The organism is Streptomyces sp. NBC_00193, assembly GCF_026342735.1.
In the GTDB taxonomy this organism is placed as follows: domain Bacteria; phylum Actinomycetota; class Actinomycetes; order Streptomycetales; family Streptomycetaceae; genus Streptomyces; species Streptomyces stoeckheimensis.
Window position 1 is genome coordinate 2,879,118 of the sequence record NZ_JAPEMM010000001.1, and the last position, 20,940, is coordinate 2,900,057.

Here is a 20,940-nt window from a genome sequence, read left to right on the forward strand (position 1 = left end):
CCGCCGCAGCGCCGCAGCGCTCACCGGGAGGACGCTTTGCTGAGCACCATGCAGGACGTACCACTCCTCGTCACCCGCATACTGCAGCACGGGATGACGATCCACGGGAAGTCCCAGGTCACGACCTGGACCGGGGAGGCCGAGCCGCACCGCCGCAGCTTCGCCGAGATCGGGACCCGGGCCACGCGCCTGGCCAACGCCCTGCGCGACGAGCTGGGCGTCCGGCAGGACGACCGCGTCGCGACCCTGATGTGGAACAACGCCGAGCACGTCGAGGCGTACTTCGCGATCCCCTCCATGGGTGCCGTCCTGCACACGCTGAACCTGCGGCTCCCTCCCGAGCAGCTGGTCTTCATCGTCAACCACGCGGCCGACAAGGTCGTGCTGGTCAACGGCACCCTGCTGCCGCTGCTCGTCCCGCTCCTGCCGCACCTGCCGACCATCGAGCACGTCGTGGTCGCGGGCATCGGCGACCGCTCCGCGCTGGAGGGCCTCGGCGTGCGCGTGCACGAGTACGAGGAGCTCCTGGCGGGCCGCCCGGACACCTACGACTGGCCCGAGCTGGACGAGCGCCAGGCCGCGGCCATGTGCTACACCTCCGGCACCACGGGGGACCCGAAGGGCGTCGTCTACTCCCACCGGTCCATCTACCTGCACTCGATGCAGGTGAACATGGCCGAGTCGATGGGCCTGACCGACAAGGACACCTCCCTCGTCGTCGTCCCGCAGTTCCACGTCAACGCCTGGGGCCTGCCGCACGCCACCTTCATGACCGGCATCAACATGCTGATGCCGGACCGCTTCCTGCAGCCCGCCCCGCTCGCCGACATGATCGAGCGGGAGAAGCCGACCCACGCCGCGGCCGTCCCCACCCTCTGGCAGGGACTGCTCGCCGAGGTCACCGCCAACCCCCGCGACCTGACCTCGATGAAGCAGGTCACCATCGGCGGCGCGGCCTGTCCGCCGGCCCTGATGGAGGCCTACGACAAGCTCGGCGTGCGCCTCAACCACGCCTGGGGGATGACCGAGACCTCCCCGCTGGGCACCATGGCCCACCCGCCGGCCGGTCTGACGCCCGAGGAGGAGTGGCCGTACCGCATCACGCAGGGCCGCTTCCCGGCGGGCGTCGAGGCCCGTCTGGTCGGCCCCGGCGGCGACCTCCTGGCCTGGGACGGCGAGTCGGCGGGCGAGCTCGAGGTGCGCGGCAGCTGGATCGCGAGTTCCTACTACGGCGGCGTGGACGGCGAGCCGACCCGCCCCGAGGACAAGTTCAGCGCGGACGGCTGGCTCAAGACCGGCGACGTCGGCGTGATCAGCCCCGACGGCTTCCTCACCCTCACCGACCGGGCCAAGGACGTCATCAAGTCCGGCGGTGAGTGGATCTCCAGCGTGGAGCTGGAGAACGCGCTGATGGCCCACCCCGAGGTCGCCGAGGCGGCGGTCGTCGCCGTCCCGGACGACAAGTGGGACGAGCGCCCGCTGGCCACCGTCGTCCTGAAGGAGGGGGCCACCGTGGACTATGCGGGACTGCGCGCCTTCCTGGGTCAGTCGATCGCCAAGTGGCAGCTGCCGGAGCGCTGGGCGTTCGTCGAGGCGGTGCCGAAGACGAGCGTCGGCAAGTTCGACAAGAAGGTGATCCGCAAGCAGTACGCGGAAGGCACCCTCGACGTCACCAAGCTCGACTGAGCCCCACGGGCCCCACGGGGGCTACTGCCCGCGCGTGAGCCAGGGCCGCAGCAGCTTGCTGATCGCGGGCATGGCCACGTAGGTCATCAGGGTGCTGAAGACGACGGCGAACGCGGCCGTCCGCAGTACGAAGTGCAGGTTCACCAGGTACGGCCCGAGCAGCGCGTTGCCCGCGAGCGAGATCGGGAAGATGGCCAGCCCCGAGCTGATCGCCATCTTCCACCGCGGCGGCGCGGGCCGGGCCGTACCCGGCTTCGCGAACCAGGTCTCCATGCCGTGCAGTTCGCGCCGGGCTATCTCCGTGTGGTGGTGCCCGAGGCAGTTGGAGAACCAGGCGGCGCGCTCGGCGGAGTCCTGCCACCGCTGGAAGGCCGCCTGGTTGCGGAACCGGTGCACCAGGAACCAGGGCCCGCCCTCGACGGCCGGGCGGAACAGGCCGTACCCCAGGTGGTCCGGAAAGGCCGCGGCCGTCTCCAGGATCCCGTGGGCCCAGGCCTCGAAGTTCTCCTCGTGGCCCGGATCCACCTGTCGCGCGATGAGCAGGCTGACCTCCCCGTTGTCGGCGGGGACGGTCTGCTCGCTCGTGTCGATGATGGCCATGCGGCCAGAATGACTAGTTGGTACCGATCTTGGCCAGCAGGTCCACGATGCGGCCCTGCACGTCCGCCGTGGTGGACCGCTCGGCGAGGAACAGCACGCTCTCGCCCGAGGCCAGCCGCGGCAGTTCGGACGGCTCGATCCCGGTGGCCGTGTAGACGACCAGCGGGGTGTGGTTCAACTGCCCGTTGGCGCGCAGCCAGTCCACGATCCCGGCCCGGCGGCGCCGCACCTGCATCAGGTCCATCACCACCAGGTTCGGCCGCATCCGGGTCGCCAGCTCCACGGCGTCCGTATCCGCGTCGGCCCGCGCGACCTGCATGCCGCGCCGCTCCAGGGCGGCGGTCAGCGCGGTCGCGATCTCGTCGTGCTCCTCGATCAGCAGCACCCGGGAGGGGTGCTGCTCGCTGTCGCGCGGCGCGAGCGCCTTGAGCAGCACGGCCGGATCGGCGCCGTACGCGGCTTCGCGCGTGGCGTGCCCCAGCCCGGCCGTGACCAGCACGGGCACCTCGGCGGCCACCGCGGCCTGGCGCAGCGACTGCAGGGCGGTCCGGGTGATCGGCCCGGTCAGCGGGTCCACGAACAGCGCGGCGGGGAACGCGGCGATCTGCGCGTCGACCTCCTCGCGGGAGTGCACGATCACCGGGCGGTAGCCGCGGTCGCTGAGTGCGGCCTGCGTCTGCGCGTCCGGAGCCGGCCACACCAGGAGCCGGCGCGGGTTGTCCAGCGGCTCGGGCGGCAGCTCGTCGTCCACGGGACGAGGCACGGTCCGGTTGACCACCTCGACGGCGCCACCGGGCCCGTCCAGCGGCTCGGGGCCCTCGGCCGAGCCCTCCTCGGGTGCTCCTATGGCGAAGGCACGGCCCTCGGGCGCGGGCTCCGCGAGGCGGCGCCGCCGGCCGGAGCCGTTGGTGTCGCCGGCCCCGCCGCCCTGGCCGAGGCTGCCCAGCGCACGGACGCTGATCGGCGCCCCGGCGGCCTCCGCGGGGGTGTCCTGCGGCTGCCGGGCTCCGGGCACGGCGATCTGCCCGACGCCGTCCGAGTCCTCGGGGGCGGTACGGGCCGCCGGAACCGGCCAGGCCGGGGTGGCGGGCAGCGCACGCCGCCGCCCGGTGGGATGCGTCTCGGGGGCTACGGGGCCCTGAGCGCCCGCGTCCGGCCGCCCGGCGGCGGCTTCGAGGCCCTCGGAGCCGGTGCCGGGCGCGCCCAGCACCCGCCGCCCGCGCCGCCCGCCCGGGGCTTCGGCGTCGGCCTCGGCACCGGCGGCCGGGCCGGCCATGGCGGGGGCCTGCGGCGGCTGCGGAGCCGGCGTCGGGCCGGCGGGCAGCGCGAAGCCGCCCTCGGGGGCGATGGGCCGTACGGGAGCGGGGGAGGCCGGAGACGGGGGCATCGGCGGGGGCATGGGCCCGGGCGTCGGCCCGAGCCCGGTCGCCGGCACCGGACCGCCCGGCTGCGCCGGTCCCGCCGCGCCCAGGGCACGCCGCCGCCCGGCGGGGTGCTCCGTCAGCGGAACGGGGAGCCCCGGGAACGGGGGCACCGGCACGGGAGGCACCGGCACGGGCGGGAGCGCGGGCATGGCGGTGCCCTGCGGGGGCACGGGCCGCCCGGGGCCGCCCGGACGGTCGCTGCCGCCGGCGGCCGCGTCGCCGCCGCTGCCGTCGCCGTTCTGGCCGCGGCGCCGCCCGGTGCCGCTTCCGCCCAGACCCGCCGGGTTCACGGGGGACTGGGCGAGCTCCGCGGGAGCGCCGTCGCCGGGCCGGGCCACGGCCGCGGCCTCGCCGCCCCGGCGCCGCCCGGACGGCAGCGCCAGCGCGCTCCCGCCGTCGGCGCTGTCGGGGTTCTGGCCCGCTTTCGCCAGGCCCGTGCCGGGGCCGTTGCCGGCTCCCTTCCCGGTGGCAGCGTCGGCGCCCGCGTCGGCAGCGGACTCGTCGTCGAGGAAGGCGTCCACGCCGCGCCGGGCCCGCCGGCCGCCGGAAACCTGCCCCGGGCCGCCCTCGGTCCCGGGCTCGGCCGGGGGAGCCTCCTCGGGCTCGGGCAGGGTGACCGTCCCGGCTCCCGCACCCAGCGGCAGTTCCAGTACGTACGCGCCGCCGGGCGCGCCCGGCACCTCCACCGTCTGCAGCACACCGCCGTGCGCCTCCACGATGCCCCGCACGATCGGCTCGTGCACCGGGCTGCCGCCCTCGTAGGGGCCGCGCACCTCGATCCGTACGACCTCACCGCGCTGCGCGGCGGCCACCACGATCGTCGAGTCCATGTACCCGCTGCCCTGGCGGGTCTTGCCGGTGGCGTCCACCCCGGCGACGTCCGCGACCAGGTGCGCGAGGGCGGTCGAGATCCGCTCCGCGTCCACCTCGGCCTCGATCGTCGGGGCGTGCACGGCGAACTGCGCCCGCCCGGGGCCGATCAGCTCGACCGCGCCGTCGACACCGGCCTTGACGACCCCGTCGATCAGCACCTTCTTCTTGTCGAGCTTCTCGCCGCCCGCGTCGAGCCGCTGGAAGGAGAGCACGTTGTCGACCAGCGTGGTCATCCGGGAGTAGCCGGCGGCCAGGTGGTGCAGGAGCTGGTTGGCCTCGGGCCACAGCTGGCCCGCGTCGTCGGCGGCCAGCGTGGCCAGCTCGCCGCGCAGTTCCTCCAGCGGTCCGCGCAGGGAGTCGCCGAGGACGGACAGCAGCTGGGCGTGGCGCGCGGCCAGCGCGTCGTAGGAACGCCGGTCGGTGAAGGTCATGACGGCGCCGACGAGCTGCTCCCCGTCCCGTACGGGAGAGGTGGTCAGGTCCACGGCGACGGGCTGCCCGGCCTTGTTCCACAGCACCTGGCCGCGGACCCGGTGCTTGCGTCCGCTGCGCAGGGTGTCGGCGAGCGGGGACTCCTCGAAGGGGAACGGCGAACCGTCGGCGCGCGAGTGCTGGACCAGCCCGTGCAGTTCGCGGTTGCCGAGGTCGGTGGCGCGGTAGCCGAGGATCTGGGCGGCGGCCGGATTGACCAGCACGACCCTGCCGTCGGTGTCCGTGCCGACGACGCCCTCGGCGGCGGCGCGCAGGATCATCTCGGTCTGCCGCTGCGAGCGGGCCAGCTCGGCCTCGGTGTCCACCGTCTGCGAGAGGTCCCGTACGACGAGCATCAGCAGCTCGTCGCCGGTGTACGAGGGCTGCGGCTCACGGTAGGCGTCGCGGCCGTCGAGATGGGCGGCGGTGACCTCGACGGGGAACTCGCTGCCGTCGGTGCGGCGGGCGACCATCCGTTTCGGACGGGCGCGGCCGCCCTCGTCCTCGCCGGGCCGGCGCATGGAGCCGGGGATCAGCTTGGAGTCGAATTCGGGCAGGAGGTCGAGCACGCCCCGGCCGACGAGCCCGGTACCGGGGCTCTCCATGACCTCGAGGGCGATCGAATTGGCGTTGACGACCGTGCCGTTGGCGTTGACGAGCAACAGCGCGTCCGGAAGAGCGTCGAGTATTGCTGCGAGGCGAGCAGCGCCTCGGGATGGCCTGCTGCTCACGACGAGCTTCCTCCCTGACCACAACTACCGGCATGTCACGGGAGGAGTCTAAGGGCACGGGCTCCCGATGAGGGGGCGGATGGCCGGTGCATTCCGCCCGTCCGGCGCATCCTCCCAGGTCAGGAACGCCCTCGTGGAAGGACAGGTTCCAAGTCGTTCCACCTGCGGATCTCGCATCCGTTCGTCCGGCGGAACCGGGAGTCCACCCTCTGGCCGTGCCACGTTCCGGTGATCCGGGCGGTGGCGCGGCCGCCGTCCTGCAGGGTGCACAGCTGATTCTTGGGCTCGGGAGCGAAGGGGTCCTTCCCCTCGCGCGCGAGGGCTTCGAGGCGGGCGCAGGCGTCCTGGGCCTGCGGGTGGTTCCCGCCGGGCGGGTCGCACTCCAGCCGGTACTCGCCGTCCGCCCGCGGGTTGCCGGTGTCGGCCACGACGATGGTGAGCCGGTCGGGGGAGGCCAGCAGCCGGCTCAGGGGCGGCAGCGGGGGCAGGGGGCCCGCCGCCGCTGCGGCCAGAGCGGAGGTGACGGCGAAAGCGGCGAGACGCAGCATGGGGAACTCCAGGTCGTCCGTACGTCGTACGACAGACCAACGACGGGGCGGCGCCGACGTTCCGCAGACGGGGGTGCTTAAGGCTTTGCTCTGCGGGCCGCCCTCCTTGTACCGTGGGAGCGGATTGGTGACCGGCCCCTGGCCTGTGTCATCATCTGCACGCACCCTCGTACGCGGGGGTGTGCTGGAGGCGTCGCCTAGTCCGGTCTATGGCGCCGCACTGCTAATGCGGTTTGGGGCTTACCCCCCATCGAGGGTTCAAATCCCTCCGCCTCCGCACTCACGAAGCCCCGGTCCTTGCGGACCGGGGCTTCGGTGCGTTCGGGGTCCGTGCGGTGGCGGTACGCGGTGGCGGGATCTGCCCGTGCGGACACCCGGCAGGGACACCCCGGCACCCAACCGGATGATCTTCTTCCAAGCCGTTTCCGCAGGTCAGAGCGGGTGGGGCTAATGGATTTCGCGTCCCGGCGAGGTCCATGTATTGTTGTTCTCGCAAGGCCAACGGGGCGCAAAACCCCGGCCAGCCAAGCACTCGTAGCTTAACGGATAGAGCATCTGACTACGGATCAGAAGGTTGCAGGTTCGAATCCTGCCGAGTGCACAGCCCAAGAGGCCCCCCGGTTCACCGGGGGGCCTCTTGCGTTGTCCTTCTGCTTCTCGTGTTTCCTCCTCTCCTCTCTTCCTCCTCCTCAGTGATGACGCGTGGCTCCGGGGCGTTAGGGGATGAGATGGCTCTGCCGGGGGACGCGGGGTGAGGACGGGCGCCGCTACGGTTTCTTGGAGATCGACTCACCGGAGATCGGTTCACCGGGAAAGCAGGGGGAGCTCACATGGGACTGTTCGGGAACGCGCACGCAGTGGATCCGGCGTCGGCGCACCGCGAGTACGCGCGGCTGCTGGGGCAGGGGGAGCAGGTGCACGCCGCCTATCTGCTGATCCGCGACACGATCCTGTTCACCGACCGGCGGCTCGTGCTCATCGACAAGCAGGGGCTCACGGGCAAGAAGGTGGAGTACCACTCGATCCCGTACCGGAGCATCACGCACTTCTCCGTGGAGACCGCCGGCCACTTCGACCTGGACGCGGAGCTGAAGATATGGCTCTCCGGCAGCTCGACCCCGATAGCGAAGACCTTCACCAAGGGCGTCGACATCTATGAGGTCCAGGCGATCCTGACGCAGTTCGTCGCCCGCTAGCCGGTCCGGACGTCGGGGGAGGACGGGGAGGGGCCGAATGCTGTTCGGCCCCGGGGGGTGATTTCAGGATCAGGTAGCGTCTCCGCGAGGGCTTGCAGGGACGTGGGAGGAAGTTCGGTGGACGACATCGACCGGGCGCTGATCCAGCGCCTTCAGGAGGACGCGGGCCAGCCGTACGCGGCGCTGGCGGCCTCCGTCGGGCTCTCTGCGGGAGCCACCCACGAGCGCGTGCGCAAACTGCGCGAGCGGGGGGTCATCCGGCGGACCACGGTCGAGGTGGATCCGGCGGCCGTGGGCAGCGGGGTGCTGGCCTACGTGATGGTCGACTCCACGGCTTGGATGGGTGACTCGCGGGCCGCCTTCGAGGGCATCGCGGAGATCCAGGAGGCGCACATCATCGCCGGCAGCGCCTCGGTCATGGTCAAGGTCCGCACGGCCACCACCGAGCAGCTGCAGGACGTCCTGCGCCGCCTCTACGCCATCGACGGTGTCAGCGGCACGCAGGCCACCGTCGTCCTGGAGACCTTCTTCGAGCGACCGCTCCCCCTGTGACCTGGTGGTGCACCGGCCTCCGGTGGAGTGACGGCCGGCCCGCCATGGGCTGGTACGGGCGGGGTCCGGGAAGGGGAGAGCGCACCAGCCTCCTCTGGTACGGACAGCCGCTCGCCTTCGCCGCCCGGGGTGAGCGCCACTGCCTCGGCATCCGGCGGGCCGGACGGCGGACGCCGTGCCCGACGGAGCGGACCGTGCCCGGCCGGACCGGGAACGCCCAGTGTCCCGAGTGCGCGGGCCTGGACCGTTCCTTCTCGGTGGCGGCCGACACCAACGCCGGTGATCCGCGTACCTACCGGGTGTACCTCGCCTGGTTCGGGGCCGGACTGGTCAAGGTCGGGATCACCGCCGAGGAGCGCGGGTCGGTCCGGCTGCTGGAGCAAGGGGCGGTCGCCTGGGCCTGGCTGGGGCGCGGGCCACTGATGGCCACCCGACGGACCGAGGAACTGCTGCGGGCGGCCCTCGGGGTGCCCGACCGGATCGCCTATGCCCGTAAGCGGTCCGTGCGGGGAGACGTGCCGCCGGGGCCCGAGCGGGCGGCGGAGGTGGCGGCCCTGCACGCACGGGCGGTCGCGCTGGAGGGGTGGCCGGAGTCGCTGGAGAGGCTGGCGTGCGAGGTGACCGACCACGCCGGGGTGTTCGGGCTCGACGCACTGCCCGTCCCTGCCCGGGTGATCACCGAGATGGTGCCCGGCGGGACCGTCGCCGGCCGGCTCGTCGGCGCGGCCGGGCCCGATCTGCACTTCGCCGACGGGCTGGTGGTGGACACCCGGCTGCTCGCGGGGTGGGAGCTGGTGGCGCCCGGGGCGGGCGGCGAAACCGATGTGCCCGTCGCAGGGATCCCGGCCGGCGGCCGGGACGCCGGGGCCGCGCAGGACGGACTGTTCTGACCGGGAGGGCGGCGGGGCCCCAAGGTCAAAACTTGGATCCCTTTGGCCGTGCGGGCCGTTTTCCGGTGGACATGCCACGTACCGGCCGCAGAGGGTGGTGGGCATGACCATTCAGCCCGTACAGGCCTTCGAACCTCCCTATGTCATGAGTGTGTTCACCAGCGTCCGGACCGCCGAGGACGGTGGATACCCCGAGACGCTCGAGCGGATGACGGAGCTCGTCAGCGGCAATCCGGGGTTCCTCGGCTACGAGTCGGCGCGGACGCCCGGCGGGCTCGGCATCACCGTCGCCTACTTCCGCGACCACGAGTCCCTCGCCCTCTGGCGCAAGGACATGGAGCACCAGGCGGCGATGAAGCAGGGCCGCGCCGACTGGTACGAGAGCTACACGCTGCACATCGCGACGGTCGAGCGGAGCCACGGCTTTGTCCGCGAAGACGGCTGAGGCCGTCCGGGCGCTCCGGGAACGGCTCGGGGTGCCCGGGCTGGTCGACGTACACACGCACTTCATGCCCGAGCGGGTCCTGGACAAGGTGTGGGACTACTTCGACGCGGTCGGCCCGCTGACCGGTGTCGAGTGGCCCATCACCTACCGGCACGAGGAAGAGCAGCGGGTCGCGCTGCTGCGGGAGTTCGGGGTCCGGGCCTTCACCGCCATGCTCTACCCGCACAAGCCGGCCATGGCCGCCTGGCTCAACTCCTGGTCCGCCGACTTCGCCGCGCGCACCCCCGACTGCCTGCACACCGCGACCTTCTTCCCGGAGGACGGGGTGCGGGAGTACGTCGGCCAGGCCGTCGCGGCGGGGGCCCGGGTCTTCAAGGCCCACCTCCAGGTGGGCGGCTACGACCCCACCGACGACCGGCTCGACCCGGTCTGGGGGCTCCTCGCCGAGGCCGGGATCCCGACGGTCGTGCACTGCGGCTCGGGGCCCGTCCCTGGGAAGCACACCGGACCCGAGCCGATCGCCCGGCTGCTGGCCCGCCACCCCCGGCTGCCGCTGATCGTCGCGCACATGGGGATGCCGGAGTACGCCGACTTCCTCGACCTCGCCGACCGGTACTCCGAGGTCCGCCTCGACACCACCATGGCCTTCACCGACTTCTCGGAGCAGTTCAGCGGCTTCCCGCCGCAGGACCGCGGCCGGCTCGCCGACCTCGGCGACCGGATCCTGCTGGGCACCGACTTCCCGAACATCCCCTACCCCTACGAGCACCAGCTCGAGGCCCTGGAACGCCTGGGCCTCGGCGACCCCTGGCTGCGCGCCGTCTGCCACGACAACGCAGCCCGGCTCTTCCGCCTGGCCTGAGGGGCGGGAGGGGTTTCTCAGGCAATTCACAGCTTCAGGCAAGAACGCTCTCACGGGCGGCGGCCAGCGTGTACGCATGACTGCGACGACCACTTCCCACGCGTCCACGTCCACCGGCAACCACACGGCCCTCGTCCGGCCCGACGGGACCCCGTGCCGGGTCCTCGTCGTGGACGACGAGGCCGCCCTCTCCGAGCTGCTCTCCATGGCCCTGCGCTACGAGGGCTGCGAGGTCCGCAGCGCGGGCGACGGTGCGGCTGCGGTGCGCGCGGCACGGGAGTTCCGGCCCGACGTCGTCCTGCTCGACATCATGCTCCCCGACATGGACGGGCTGGCCGTCCTGGGCCGCCTGCGCAGGGAGCTCCCGCAGGTCCCGGTGCTGTTCCTGACCGCGAAGGACTCGGTCGAGGACCGCATCGCGGGTCTGACGGCCGGCGGCGACGACTACGTCACCAAGCCCTTCAGCCTGGAGGAGGTCGTCGCCCGGCTGCGCGGCCTGGTCCGGCGCTCCGGCGCGGCGCAGGCCGCGCGCGGCGGGTCGGTGCTGGAGGTCGGCGACCTGCGGCTCGACGAGGACAGCCACGAGGTGACCCGGGGCGGTCAGGACGTCCACCTGACCGCGACCGAGTTCGAGCTGCTGCGCTACCTGATGCGCAACCCGCGCCGGGTGCTGAGCAAGGCGCAGATCCTGGACCGCGTGTGGTCGTACGACTTCGGCGGTCAGGCCAACGTCGTCGAGCTGTACATCTCCTACCTGCGGCGCAAGCTGGAGGCCGGTACCGGCCTTCCGTCGATGATCCACACCCGTCGTGGCGCCGGCTACCTGATCAAGCCGGCCGACTAATGGCGGCCGGAGAGCCCCGGCGCACCCGCCGTCCCCGCCGGCCGGGCCGCCCCGGGCGCCCCTCCGGCCCCCGCCGCCCCCGGTGGAGCCGGCGGCCCTGGTCGCTGCGGACCCGGCTCGTCGTCTCGGCGGTGGCCCTCATCGCCGTCGTCGGCGCGGCCATCAGCACCGTCACCACCGTCGCGCTGCGCTCGTACCTGGTCGACAAGGTCGACGAACAGCTGCGCGTCTCCGTCGAGATGGCGAGCCGCCCCGGCGCGGGCAAGTTCCCCCGGGAGAACAACAACCTCGGCGTCGTCATGGGACCCGGATCCCCGCTGGGGGCCGTCGGGGTCCGCTTCGATGCCGAGGGCAAGGCCGTCGAGAGCGTCCGCAGCCAGCGCAGCGCCGCCGTCGGCGGGTCGGGGTCCGGGTCCGGGTCAGGGCCCGGCGCTCACCCGCCCCTCACCCCGGACCAGACCTCCGTCCTCGCCGGGGCCGCGCACAAGGCCGCGGACCGCAGTCCGGGCGACGCGGTCGAACTGCAGCTGCCCGGCCTCGGCCGCTACCGGGTGCTGGCTTCGCCCGTCGGCAACGTCGGCAGTGCGGGCGGCAGCGTCGGCAGCGTCGTGCTCGGGTTCCCGCTCGCCGAGGCCGACTCCACCGTGCACACCCTGATCGCGGTCGAGGTCTTCGTGACCCTCGCCGGGCTGATCGCCGCCTCCCTCGCCGGACAGGTCCTGGTCGGCGTCGCCCTGCGCCCGCTGCGCCGGGTCGCCGCCACCGCCACCCGGGTCTCCGAACTCACCCTGCACAGCGGCGAGCCCGCCCTCCACGAGCGGGTCCCCGACGCCGAGGCCGACCCCCGTACCGAGGTCGGACAGGTGGGCGCGGCCCTCAACCGGATGCTGGGCCACGTCTCCTCGGCGCTGACCGCGCGCCAGCAGAGCGAGACCCGGGTACGGCAGTTCGTGGCCGACGCCAGCCACGAACTGCGCACCCCACTGGCCTCGATCCGCGGGTACGCCGAACTGACCCGCCGGGGCCGCGAGGAGCCGGGCCCCGACACCCGGCACGCCCTCGGGCGGATCGAGTCCGAGGCCGCCCGGATGACCGGTCTGGTGGAGGACCTGCTGCTGCTGGCCCGACTCGACGCGGGCCGCCCGCTGTCCATGTGCGACACCGATCTGGCCCCGCTGGTCGTGGACGCCGTCAGTGATGCCCGGGCCGCCGGCCACGACCACCACTGGCGCCTGGAACTACCCGAGGATCCCGCGCTCGTCCACGCCGACCCGGCGCGGATCCAGCAGGTGCTGGTGAACCTGCTGGCCAACGCCCGGACGCACACCCCGCCCGGCACCACCGTCACGGCGCATGTTTCACGTGAAACATCCGCCGTCCGCCTCCGGATCGAGGACGACGGCCCCGGCATCCCGCCCGAGCTGCTGCCTCACGTCTTCGAGCGCTTCGCCCGCGGCGACGCCTCCCGCTCCCGTTCGGCGGGCTCCACCGGCCTCGGCCTGGCCATCGTGGCTGCCGTGGTCTCGGCCCACGGCGGCCACGTCGACGTCCGCAGCGCCCCCGGCCACACCTCCTTCGAGGTCCGGCTGCCCCTGGCCGCCCCGGCGGCCCCCGCCGCCTCGCCCGCCGTCATCGCCGCCGCGAAGCCGCACGCCGCGAAGCCGCACGCCGCGAAGCCGCGCGCCGCACAGCCGAACGCCGCGAAGCCGCACTCACAGACGGGCCACAGGGTCAGCACACAGCGGTGACAGCCCGGCCGGGGAGGGTCGGGTCATGCCTACCGACACCTCTCCCGGAGCGCTCCCGGTACGGGCGCCCCTCGCGCCCGTACCGGGCGAGCCCGTCCTCGACGTGGTGATCCCGGTCTTCAACGAGGAGACGGACCTCGGCCCCTGCGTGCGCAGGCTCCACGAGCACCTCACCCGGACCTTCCCGTACCCCTTCCGCATCACCATCGCCGACAACGCGAGCACCGACCGCACCCCGGAGGTCGCGGCCGATCTCGCGGCCTCCGTGGCCGGGGTGCGCAGCACCCGGCTGGAGCAGAAGGGCCGCGGCCGGGCCCTGCGCACCGTGTGGGGGGAGTCGGACGCGCCCGTCCTGGCGTACATGGACGTGGACCTCTCCACCGACCTCAACGCCCTGCTGCCGCTGGTCGCCCCGCTGATCTCAGGCCACTCGGACCTCGCCATCGGCACCCGCCTGGCCCGTTCCTCGCGGGTGGTCAGGGGAGCGAAGCGGGAGTTCATCTCCCGCGCCTACAACCTGTTCCTGCGCTCCTCGCTCTCCGCCCGCTTCAGCGACGCCCAGTGCGGCTTCAAGGCGATCCGCCGCGAGGTCGCGACCCGGCTGCTGCCGCTCGTGGAGGACTCCGGCTGGTTCTTCGACACCGAGCTGCTCGTCCTCGCCGAGCGGGCCGGGCTGCGGATCCACGAGGTCCCCGTGGACTGGGTCGACGACCCCGATTCCACCGTGCACATCGCCCGCACCGCCGCCGAGGACCTCAAGGGCGTCTGGCGCGTGGGCAGGGCGCTGGCCGTCGGCGCGCTCCCGCTGGACCGGCTCGCCCGCCCCTTCGGGGACGATCCGCGCGACCGCGCCGCCCTGCCCGGCGTGCCGCGCGGGCTGGCCCGCCAGCTCCTGGGCTTCTGCGCGGTCGGAGCCCTGTCGACCCTCCTCTACCTGCTCCTCTACTCCGCGGCCCGGACCGCCGCGGGCCCCCAGCTCGCCAACGCCGCCGCGCTGCTGCTCTCCGCCGTCGCCAACACCGCCGCCAACCGCCGGCTCACCTTCGGCGTCCGCGGCCGGGCCCGCGCCGTGCGCCACCAGGCCCAGGGGCTCGTGGTGTTCGCCATCGGACTGGCCCTGACCAGCGGATCGCTCGCCGCCCTCGGAGCCGCCAACGCCGCGCCCGGGCACAGCACCGAGCTGGCCGTCCTGGTCACCGCCAACCTCGCCGCCACCGTGCTGCGGTTCCTGCTCTTCCGTGCCTGGGTCTTCCCCGAACGGCGCGCCACTCCCGCGAAGGACCACTCCTGATGACCACGGCAGCGCTACCGCTCCACCCGCCCTCCCCGGCCGCCCCGTCGCACAGGGCCGCCCGGGCGCACGCCGCGCGGCCCGGCTGGGAACGCCCCGCCTACCTCGGGCTGCTCCTCGCCACCGGCGTCCTGCTGCTGTGGGACCTGGGGGCCTCCGGCTACGCCAACTCCTTCTACTCCGCCGCGGTCCAGGCCGGCGGCGAGAGCTGGAAGGCCTTCTTCTTCGGCTCCTCCGACGCGGGGAACTCGATCACCGTCGACAAACCCCCGGCCGCGCTGTGGCCCATGATGCTGTCCGTCCGGCTCTTCGGGCTCGGGGCCTGGCAGATCCTCGTCCCGCAGGCCCTCATGGGCGTCGGAACGACCGCCGTGCTCTACGCGGCCGTACGCCGTCAGTTCGGCCCGGTGGCGGCCCTGATCAGCGGAGCCGTCTTCGCGCTCACGCCCGTGGCCGCGCTGATGTTCCGCTTCAACAACCCCGACGCACTGCTGACCCTGCTGATGACCGTCACCGTGTACTGCGTCCTCCGGGCCCTGGACGGAGCGCACACCAAGTGGCTCGTCTGGGCCGGGGTCGCGGTCGGCTTCGCCTTCCTGACCAAGACCCTGCAGGCCTTCGTCATCCTGCCGCCCCTCGCCCTGCTGTACGCGGTCTGCGCGCCGACCGGGCTGCGCAGGCGCCTCGGACAGCTGCTGCTCTCCACCCTCGCGATGGTGGTGGCCGGCGGCTGGTGGGTGGCGGTCGTCGAACTGTGGCCCGCCTCCTCCCGCCCGTACATCGGGGGCTCGCAGACCAACTCCTTCCTGGAACTGACCCTCGGCTACAACGGCCTCGGCCGGATCAACGGCGAGGAGACCGGCAGCGTCGGAGGCGGCGGCCGCACGGCCGCCGAGGGCATGGCCGGCGGCACCGGTGGCGGCGGCGGGATGAGCTGGGGAGAGACCGGCATCGACCGGATGTTCTCCTCCAACATCGGCGGCCAGATCGGCTGGCTGCTGCCCGCCGCGCTGATCCTGCTCGTCGCGGGCCTCGTGGTCACCTGGCGGGCCCGCCGGGCCACCGACTCGCTGGAGGGCATGGCCCGCGCGGCCTTCCTGGCCTGGGGCGGGGCGCTGCTGATCACCGCGGTGGTCTTCAGCTTCATGCAGGGCATCTTCCACGAGTACTACACCGTCGCGCTGGCCCCCTACATCGCCGCCCTGGTCGGCATGGGAATCGCCGTCCTCTGGGAGGAGCGGGGCAGCCGGGCCGCCTCCCTCACGCTCTCCGGGACCCTCGCACTCACGTCGTACTGGGCCTTCGTGTTGCTCGGTCGCTCCGCGGAGTACGTGCCGTGGTTGCGCTGGTCGGTCCTCGCTGTCGGACTCGGCACGGCCCTGCTGCTGCCGTTCACCGCGCGGCTGGGCCGCCGCACCGCACTCGGCGTGGCGGCAGTCGGCCTGGGCGTGGCCCTGGCCGGTCCCCTCGCGTACTGCCTGACCACGGTGAGCACCCCGCACACGGGCTCGATCGTCACGGCGGGCCCCGCGGTCGCGGGCGGCCGAGGCGGCCCCGGCGGCGGGATGCGCGGCTTCGAGATGCCGGGCGGGGGCGCGATGCCCGGCGGCGGAGCTGCACCCCAGGGCATGCCCCCGGGCGCCACCGCCCAGGGCGGCGGCCAGGCCCCAGGCGGCCAGGCCCCAGGCGGCCAGGCCCCCGGCGGCCAGGCTCCGGGCGGCCAGGCTCCCGGCGGCAACCGCCCCGCCGACGACGGCCGGAGCACCCGGACGGGCGGCGGCCCGGGCGGAGGCGGCATGGGCGGCCTGCTCGGCGGGACGAAGACCAGCGCCGAGGCCACGGCCGCGCTGCGCGCCGACGCGGACCGGTACACCTGGGCGGCGGCCGCCATCGGCTCGCAGAACGCGGCGAGTTACCAGCTCGCTTCGCAGCAGCCGGTGATGCCCCTCGGCGGCTTCAACGGCAGCGACCCCTCGCCGACCCTGGAGCAGTTCAAGGAGTACGTGAGCGCCGGGAAGATCCACTACTTCATCGGCCAGAGCGACGCGGGAACCGATGGTGCCGCAGACGGCGGCGAGACCGGCGGCGGCGCGGAGACCCGCACCCTGGTCCGCGTCGGGGGCGGCCCCGGCGGGGGCGTGAGCAGCTCCATCGAGACCTGGGTCAGGGCCAACTTCAAGGCCTCCACCATCGGCGGAGCCACCTTCTACGACCTCACCGCACCGATCTCGCAGACGTCCTGAGGCTCACCGGACCCGGTCCCACCCTAGGGGCGGACCGGGCATTCCGGGCCGGGAGGGGATCACGGCCGCGGCCGTACGGCTGCTGGACGCCACGGGCCTGCCGGACGCCACCCGCGCCGGGGCCCGGTTGGCCGTCTCCCAGTTCCTGCACGGCTGTGGGGGCACGGTCCGGCGGCCGCCCGACGGGGAGTTCGGCCTCGCGCTCGACGTCCTGATCGCCGGGATCCAGGCCCACACCGCGCCCGAGGCGGGCGCCGCGCCCGCCGCGCCCGCAGCCCCGTAGACCGTCCGGCTACTCCGCCGAGGCGGCTGCCGGCTCGTGGGCCGCCGGCTTCGACTTGAGGGCGACCTCCTTGATGAACACCACCAGCACCAGTGCGAGCAGCGCGGTGGGGGCGGCGTAGAGGAAGACGTCGCCGACGCCGTGCCCGTACGCGGACTCGACGACCGTGCGGAAGGGCTCGGGCAGCTTGCCGAGGTCGGGGATCGCGCCCCCGCCGGTTCCGCCATGGCCCAGGGCCGCCGCCTTCGGGCCGAGTGCGGCGAGGCCGTCCTGGACGTAGTGGGTGACCCGGTTGGCCATGACCGCGCCGAGCGCGGAGACGCCCATCGCGCCGCCGAGCGAGCGGAAGAAGGTGACGACCGAGCTGGCGGCGCCGAGGTCCTCGGCGGCCACCTGGTTCTGGGAGGCGAGGACCAGGTTCTGCATCATCATGCCGAGGCCGAGGCCGGTCAGTGCCATGAAGATCGCGATGTGCCAGTACGGGGTGTCGTACCGCAGGGTGCCCAGCAGGCCGAGTCCGGCCGTCAGGAGCACACCGCCGGAGACGAGCCAGGCCTTCCACTTGCCGGTCTTGGTGATCACCTGACCGGAAACGGTGGAGGAGACGAAGAGTCCGCCGATCATCGGAATCGTGAGGATTCCGGACATCGTCGGGGACTCGCCGCGGGCCAACTGGAAGAACTGGCTGAAAAACACGGTGCCCGAGAACATCGCGATGCCGACGAACAGCGAGGCCGCCGAGGCGAGGCTGATGGTCTTGTTGCGGAAGAGGCGCAGCGGAATGATCGGGTCGCTCGCCTTGGACTCGACCAGGAGGAAGAGCAGGCCGAGGACGACGGCGCCGCCGGTCATCGCCGCGGTCTGCCAGGAGATCCAGTCGTACGAGGTGCCGGCCTGGGTCACCCAGATCAGCAGGGCCGAGACGGCGCCGCTGATCAGGAAGGCGCCGAGCCAGTCGACCTTGACGTCGCGCCGGACGACGGGCAGGTGCAGGGTGCGCTGGAGCACGATCAGGGCGATGACGGCGAAGGGGATGCCGACGTAGAAGCACCAGCGCCAGCCGAGCCAGCTCGTGTCGGTGATGACCCCGCCGAGCAGCGGGCCGCCGACGGTGGCGACGGCGAAGACCGCGCCGAGGTAGCCGCTGTACCGGCCGCGCTCGCGCGGGGAGATCATCGCGGCCATCACGATCTGGGCGAGGGCGGAGAGCCCGCCGACGCCGATGCCCTGGACCACGCGGCAGGCGATGAGCATGCCGGTGTTCTGGGACATGCCCGCGACCATCGAGCCGAGGACGTAGATCACCAGGGATATCTGGACCAGCAGCTTCTTGCTGAAGAGGTCGGACAGCTTGCCCCACAGCGGGGTCGCCGCCGTCATCGAGAGCAGGGCGGCCGTGACCACCCAGGTGTACGAGGACTGGGTGCCGCCGAGGTCGCCGATGATCTGGGGCAGGGCGTTGGAGACGATCGTGGAGGACAGGATCGCCACGAACATGCCGAGCATCAGCCCGGAGAGCGCCTTCATGATCTGCGGGTGGGTCATGGGCGCGCTGTCGGACGTGGTCTCCGGCCGGCCGCCTCCCCGCACACCGGTGGGTGTGGTCGTAGCCATGTGTTTCCTTCGGTCTAGCTGTCTGGAAGCGTGAAGCCCGAGCGGAGTCGGGCCAGCAGGATGTTGAGGTGGTCGACGTCCGCGTCGGACCAGTCGGCCAGGGCCTTCTCCAGCGCCGTGGTGTGGCGGGTGCCGAGCTCGGTGAGGAGCGCGCGGCCGGCCGGGGTCAGGCGCAGGATCCGGCAGCGTGCGTCGCCGGGGTCGGTGTCGCGGGTGATCCAGCCGCGGTCGGCGGTGTGCGCGACGTGCCGGCTGGTCACGGAGATGTCGATGGCCAGGTACTCGGACAGGCGGCCGAGCCGCATCTCGCCGTGCCGGTCGAGCACGGTGAGCACGGCCGCCGAACCGGGCGGGCAGTCGGGGGGCAGGAGGCGGGCGAGGTCGCGCTTGACGGCGCCGATGCCGGTGAGCTGACGGGCCAGTTCGGCGTAACGGGTCGTCGGCGTGGGCGCTACGGGTGTCACGGCTGCTGCGGCTGTGGCTGCTGCTGCGGTCACCGGGACCCCCCTCCTAATGTCGTTGCTTCGGGCAACCATAGAAGCAGATGGTTGTTACAGGCAAATGAATCGGAGGGCTGGGCGGTAAAGGAATCGGAAAACCGGCTAGGGTCCTGCGCATGGCTGCGAATCACGACTCGAACCACAACTCACAGGCTCCCGAGGGTGACTACGACCCCGCGGGCAGCACCCAGATGTTCCGGGCGTTCGTCGACGAGCCGGTGCCGGCTCCCGCCGTCCCGGGTTCGCGCATGCAGAACCGTGCCGCCCGCAAGTCGGGACCGGGCGCGGGCTTGTGGATCGGGGTCGGCGTCGCCGCTCTGGTCCTGATCGCCGTGGTGGCCTGGCTGGCGCTCTGAGGTCCGCCCGCCGGCTCAGTTCCAGGCGGCCGTGACCTTCTGGGTCTCCACGCGCATGCCCAGGGGGACGCGCCAGGATTCGACGCAGACCCGGTAGGTCTGCGTCCTCGTCGTGCCGCCCGCGATCGGCGCGGGCAGCGGCTGGGTCGAGTGGATGGTGGCCCAGTCGACGCCCAGGGCGCCGATGATGTGCGTCGCGAAGCCGACGGTGCCCGAACGGGCCGCCGTGCCGCCGGTGTTGGTGAACGCCACCGTGACCTGCTCGCACCAGCGCTCCGCCGTCGCGGTACGGGTCGGCGCGCCGATGCTCAGCTTCGCCGGCGTGGCCGGGGGCGGCGCCGGGGTGGCCGGCCCCGGCTTCGGGGGCGGGCTCGACGGAGTCCCGGGCCTGCCGCCCGGAGTGGTGGGAAGCGTCGCGCCGGGTGCGGTGCCGGGCGGGTTCCCGGAGCCGCCGGGAGCGGTGGGCGCACCTCCGCCCGGGGCGGAGCCGCCGGGGGGCTGGGGCGACGCCCCCGGGGCGCCGGGCGGCGTACCGCCGGGGACCCCGCCGGGAGTACCGCCCGGGGCGCCACCCGGGATCTCCGCCGAGGTGCTGCCCGACGTGCCGCCGGGGGATGCGGAGGATCCCGGCGAAGCCTGCGGGAGCGACTGGAACTCGACCCGGTCCTTGGGCGCGACGTTCTCCCCGGCGCCCCGTTCCGGGCCCGGAGCGGCCGCGCCCAGGGCCACGTAGCCCTCGCGCGCCGGGCCGCCGCAACCGGTCAGGGCGGCGGCGGCAGCCGTGGCGCTCAGGACGAGGACGGCGGCCTGCCGGGATACCTTTCGCATCCCGGCAGTTTTCCTGACGTGCCGTCAATTGGGAAGCGCGTGCGGCGGATTGCCGGACCGCGCGGCCCGGAGGCTACTCGCCGATCAGGCCGACGCGGAGCTGCGCGAGCGTGCGCGTGAGCAGCCGGGAGACGTGCATCTGGGAGATGCCGACCTCCTCGCCGATCTGCGACTGGGTCATGTTCGCGAAGAACCGCAGCATGATGATCTGCCGCTCCCGGGGCGGGAGCTTGGCCAGCAGGGGCTTGAGCGACTCGCGGTACTCGACGCCCTCCAGCGCGGTGTCCTCGTACCCGAGCCGGTCCGCGAGGGAGCCCTCGCCGCCCTCGTCCTCGGGGGAGGGCGAGTCGAGCGAGGAGGCGGTGTACGCGTTGCCGACGGCGAGGCCGTCGACGACGTCCTCCTCCGAGACCCCGAGCACGGCTGCGAGCTCCGGCACGGTCGGCGAGCGGTCGAGCTTCTGGGCGAGCTCGTCGCTGGCCTTGGTGAGGGCGAGGCGCAGCTCCTGGAGCCGGCGCGGGACGCGCACGGACCAGGAGGTGTCCCGGAAGAACCGTTTGATCTCGCCGACGACCGTCGGCATGGCGAAGGTCGGGAACTCCACGCCGCGTTCGCAGTCGAACCGGTCGATGGCCTTGATCAGCCCGATCGTGCCGACCTGGACGATGTCCTCCATGGGCTCGTTGCGGCTCCGGAAGCGGGCCGCCGCGTAGCGCACGAGGGGGAGGTTCAGCTCGATCAGGGTGTCGCGCACGTAGGTCCGCTCGGGACTGTCCGCGTCGAGGCCGGCGAGCCGCTTGAAGAGGGAGCGGGAGAGGGTGCGGGTGTCGATCCGGGTGTCGATGGCTTCCGAGCGGTGGGACACTGCCGGCACTTCACGCTGCTTGACGAGCGTGAGCACCTGTGAGCTGCCCTGGTCTACGGACATGCCACCCCCTTGAGGTCGCGGACGGTT

19 protein-coding genes and 2 tRNA genes are annotated in these 20,940 nt (G+C 73.1%); 14 read left to right on the forward strand and 7 right to left on the reverse strand.

The features are described 5' to 3' along the window. Positions 1–36: 36 nt before the first annotated feature. Positions 37–1,686: a long-chain fatty acid--CoA ligase gene (locus tag OG898_RS12705; protein WP_250738540.1), complete on the forward strand. Its 1,650-nt coding sequence runs from the start codon at positions 37–39 to the stop codon at positions 1,684–1,686. Between the two features lie 21 nt (positions 1,687–1,707). Here the strand turns inward: OG898_RS12705 and OG898_RS12710 are convergent, their stop codons facing one another. The 3 genes from OG898_RS12710 to OG898_RS12720 all read right to left on the reverse strand — a co-directional run bounded on the left by OG898_RS12710 (position 1,708) and on the right by OG898_RS12720 (position 6,333). Continuing rightward, positions 1,708–2,286, reverse strand: a complete 579-nt coding sequence (locus OG898_RS12710; protein WP_266956816.1) for an antibiotic biosynthesis monooxygenase — start codon at positions 2,284–2,286, stop codon at positions 1,708–1,710. 13 nt (positions 2,287–2,299) lie between these two features. Then, positions 2,300–5,785: a PAS domain-containing protein gene (locus OG898_RS12715; RefSeq protein WP_266956818.1), complete on the reverse strand. Its 3,486-nt coding sequence runs from the start codon at positions 5,783–5,785 to the stop codon at positions 2,300–2,302. 119 nt (positions 5,786–5,904) lie between these two features. Further along, a complete protein-coding gene (locus OG898_RS12720; RefSeq protein WP_250738537.1) occupies positions 5,905–6,333 on the reverse strand; it encodes an SSI family serine proteinase inhibitor in 429 nt (142 codons plus the stop codon). Between the two features lie 186 nt (positions 6,334–6,519). Between OG898_RS12720 and OG898_RS12725 the strand changes: the two genes are divergently transcribed. From OG898_RS12725 to OG898_RS12780, 12 genes are all read left to right on the forward strand, one after another. After that, positions 6,520–6,610: transfer RNA gene (locus OG898_RS12725), tRNA-Ser, on the forward strand. Between the two features lie 251 nt (positions 6,611–6,861). Further along, positions 6,862–6,934 (forward strand) — tRNA-Arg (locus OG898_RS12730). Positions 6,935–7,163: 229 nt separating this feature from the next. Further along, the gene (locus OG898_RS12735; RefSeq protein ID WP_250738536.1) at positions 7,164–7,529 is read left to right on the forward strand and encodes a PH domain-containing protein; all 366 of its coding nucleotides are present in this window, start codon (positions 7,164–7,166) and stop codon (positions 7,527–7,529) included. A gap of 117 nt (positions 7,530–7,646) precedes the next feature. Beyond that, complete coding sequence (locus tag OG898_RS12740; RefSeq protein WP_250738535.1) at positions 7,647–8,081, forward strand: Lrp/AsnC family transcriptional regulator; 435 nt, start codon at positions 7,647–7,649, stop codon at positions 8,079–8,081. Positions 8,082–8,125: 44 nt separating this feature from the next. Continuing rightward, positions 8,126–8,971 (forward strand): DUF2797 domain-containing protein, encoded by an 846-nt coding sequence (locus tag OG898_RS12745; RefSeq protein ID WP_250738850.1) that lies wholly within the window; start codon positions 8,126–8,128, stop codon positions 8,969–8,971. Positions 8,972–9,074: 103 nt separating this feature from the next. Next, entirely contained in the window at positions 9,075–9,416 is a 342-nt protein-coding gene (locus OG898_RS12750) for an antibiotic biosynthesis monooxygenase (RefSeq protein ID WP_266956822.1), read from the forward strand. Then, positions 9,397–10,278: an amidohydrolase family protein gene (locus OG898_RS12755; RefSeq protein ID WP_250738533.1), complete on the forward strand. Its 882-nt coding sequence runs from the start codon at positions 9,397–9,399 to the stop codon at positions 10,276–10,278. The genes OG898_RS12750 and OG898_RS12755 overlap by 20 nt, the downstream gene beginning before the upstream one ends. A 76-nt stretch (positions 10,279–10,354) precedes the next feature. Beyond that, positions 10,355–11,122, forward strand: a complete 768-nt coding sequence (locus tag OG898_RS12760; protein ID WP_250738532.1) for a response regulator transcription factor — start codon at positions 10,355–10,357, stop codon at positions 11,120–11,122. Then, a complete protein-coding gene (locus OG898_RS12765; RefSeq protein WP_266956825.1) occupies positions 11,122–12,870 on the forward strand; it encodes a cell wall metabolism sensor histidine kinase WalK in 1,749 nt (582 codons plus the stop codon). The genes OG898_RS12760 and OG898_RS12765 overlap by 1 nt, the downstream gene beginning before the upstream one ends. A 25-nt stretch (positions 12,871–12,895) precedes the next feature. After that, positions 12,896–14,161, forward strand: coding sequence for a glycosyltransferase (locus OG898_RS12770; RefSeq protein ID WP_266956827.1), 1,266 nt, complete (start codon positions 12,896–12,898; stop codon positions 14,159–14,161). Continuing rightward, positions 14,161–16,404 carry a glycosyltransferase family 39 protein gene (locus OG898_RS12775; RefSeq protein ID WP_266956829.1) on the forward strand — a complete coding sequence of 748 codons (2,244 nt, stop codon included), beginning with the start codon at positions 14,161–14,163 and terminating at the stop codon, positions 16,402–16,404. The genes OG898_RS12770 and OG898_RS12775 overlap by 1 nt, the downstream gene beginning before the upstream one ends. A gap of 127 nt (positions 16,405–16,531) precedes the next feature. After that, the gene (locus OG898_RS12780) at positions 16,532–16,687 is read left to right on the forward strand and encodes a hypothetical protein (RefSeq protein WP_250738528.1); all 156 of its coding nucleotides are present in this window, start codon (positions 16,532–16,534) and stop codon (positions 16,685–16,687) included. A 9-nt stretch (positions 16,688–16,696) separates the two neighbouring features. Here OG898_RS12780 and OG898_RS12785 read toward each other — a convergent pair whose 3' ends face one another. Together OG898_RS12785 and OG898_RS12790 are read right to left on the reverse strand one after the other, a co-directional pair. Then, complete coding sequence (locus OG898_RS12785; RefSeq protein ID WP_250738527.1) at positions 16,697–18,301, reverse strand: MDR family MFS transporter; 1,605 nt, start codon at positions 18,299–18,301, stop codon at positions 16,697–16,699. A gap of 14 nt (positions 18,302–18,315) precedes the next feature. Next, positions 18,316–18,765, reverse strand: a complete 450-nt coding sequence (locus OG898_RS12790; protein ID WP_250738849.1) for a MarR family winged helix-turn-helix transcriptional regulator — start codon at positions 18,763–18,765, stop codon at positions 18,316–18,318. Between the two features lie 152 nt (positions 18,766–18,917). On the opposite strand from OG898_RS12790, the gene OG898_RS12795 reads away from it, so the two are divergent. Continuing rightward, positions 18,918–19,157 (forward strand): hypothetical protein, encoded by a 240-nt coding sequence (locus OG898_RS12795; RefSeq protein ID WP_250738526.1) that lies wholly within the window; start codon positions 18,918–18,920, stop codon positions 19,155–19,157. A gap of 15 nt (positions 19,158–19,172) precedes the next feature. On the opposite strand, the gene OG898_RS12800 is transcribed toward OG898_RS12795, so the two are convergent. Both OG898_RS12800 and OG898_RS12805 read right to left on the reverse strand, forming a co-directional pair. Continuing rightward, a complete protein-coding gene (locus OG898_RS12800; protein ID WP_266956832.1) occupies positions 19,173–19,985 on the reverse strand; it encodes a hypothetical protein in 813 nt (270 codons plus the stop codon). Between the two features lie 73 nt (positions 19,986–20,058). After that, positions 20,059–20,913 (reverse strand): RNA polymerase sigma factor SigF, encoded by an 855-nt coding sequence (locus OG898_RS12805; RefSeq protein WP_243341827.1) that lies wholly within the window; start codon positions 20,911–20,913, stop codon positions 20,059–20,061. Positions 20,914–20,940 lie beyond the last annotated feature (27 nt).

What these genes read in the sequence shown, in the direction of transcription:
- OG898_RS12710 (WP_266956816.1), bottom strand. Translation starts at nt 2,286, where the DNA reads ATGGCCATCATCGACACGAGCGAGCAGACCGTCCCCGCCGACAACGGG.
- OG898_RS12720 (WP_250738537.1), bottom strand. Translation starts at nt 6,333, where the DNA reads ATGCTGCGTCTCGCCGCTTTCGCCGTCACCTCCGCTCTGGCCGCAGCG.
- OG898_RS12735 (WP_250738536.1), top strand. Translation starts at nt 7,164, where the DNA reads ATGGGACTGTTCGGGAACGCGCACGCAGTGGATCCGGCGTCGGCGCAC.
- OG898_RS12745 (WP_250738850.1), top strand. Translation starts at nt 8,126, where the DNA reads ATGGGCTGGTACGGGCGGGGTCCGGGAAGGGGAGAGCGCACCAGCCTC.
- OG898_RS12750 (WP_266956822.1), top strand. Translation starts at nt 9,075, where the DNA reads ATGACCATTCAGCCCGTACAGGCCTTCGAACCTCCCTATGTCATGAGT.
- OG898_RS12760 (WP_250738532.1), top strand. Translation starts at nt 10,355, where the DNA reads ATGACTGCGACGACCACTTCCCACGCGTCCACGTCCACCGGCAACCAC.
- OG898_RS12765 (WP_266956825.1), top strand. Translation starts at nt 11,122, where the DNA reads ATGGCGGCCGGAGAGCCCCGGCGCACCCGCCGTCCCCGCCGGCCGGGC.
- OG898_RS12770 (WP_266956827.1), top strand. Translation starts at nt 12,896, where the DNA reads ATGCCTACCGACACCTCTCCCGGAGCGCTCCCGGTACGGGCGCCCCTC.
- OG898_RS12775 (WP_266956829.1), top strand. Translation starts at nt 14,161, where the DNA reads ATGACCACGGCAGCGCTACCGCTCCACCCGCCCTCCCCGGCCGCCCCG.
- OG898_RS12785 (WP_250738527.1), bottom strand. Translation starts at nt 18,301, where the DNA reads ATGGCTACGACCACACCCACCGGTGTGCGGGGAGGCGGCCGGCCGGAG.
- OG898_RS12795 (WP_250738526.1), top strand. Translation starts at nt 18,918, where the DNA reads ATGGCTGCGAATCACGACTCGAACCACAACTCACAGGCTCCCGAGGGT.
- OG898_RS12800 (WP_266956832.1), bottom strand. Translation starts at nt 19,985, where the DNA reads ATGCGAAAGGTATCCCGGCAGGCCGCCGTCCTCGTCCTGAGCGCCACG.
- OG898_RS12805 (WP_243341827.1), bottom strand. Translation starts at nt 20,913, where the DNA reads ATGTCCGTAGACCAGGGCAGCTCACAGGTGCTCACGCTCGTCAAGCAG.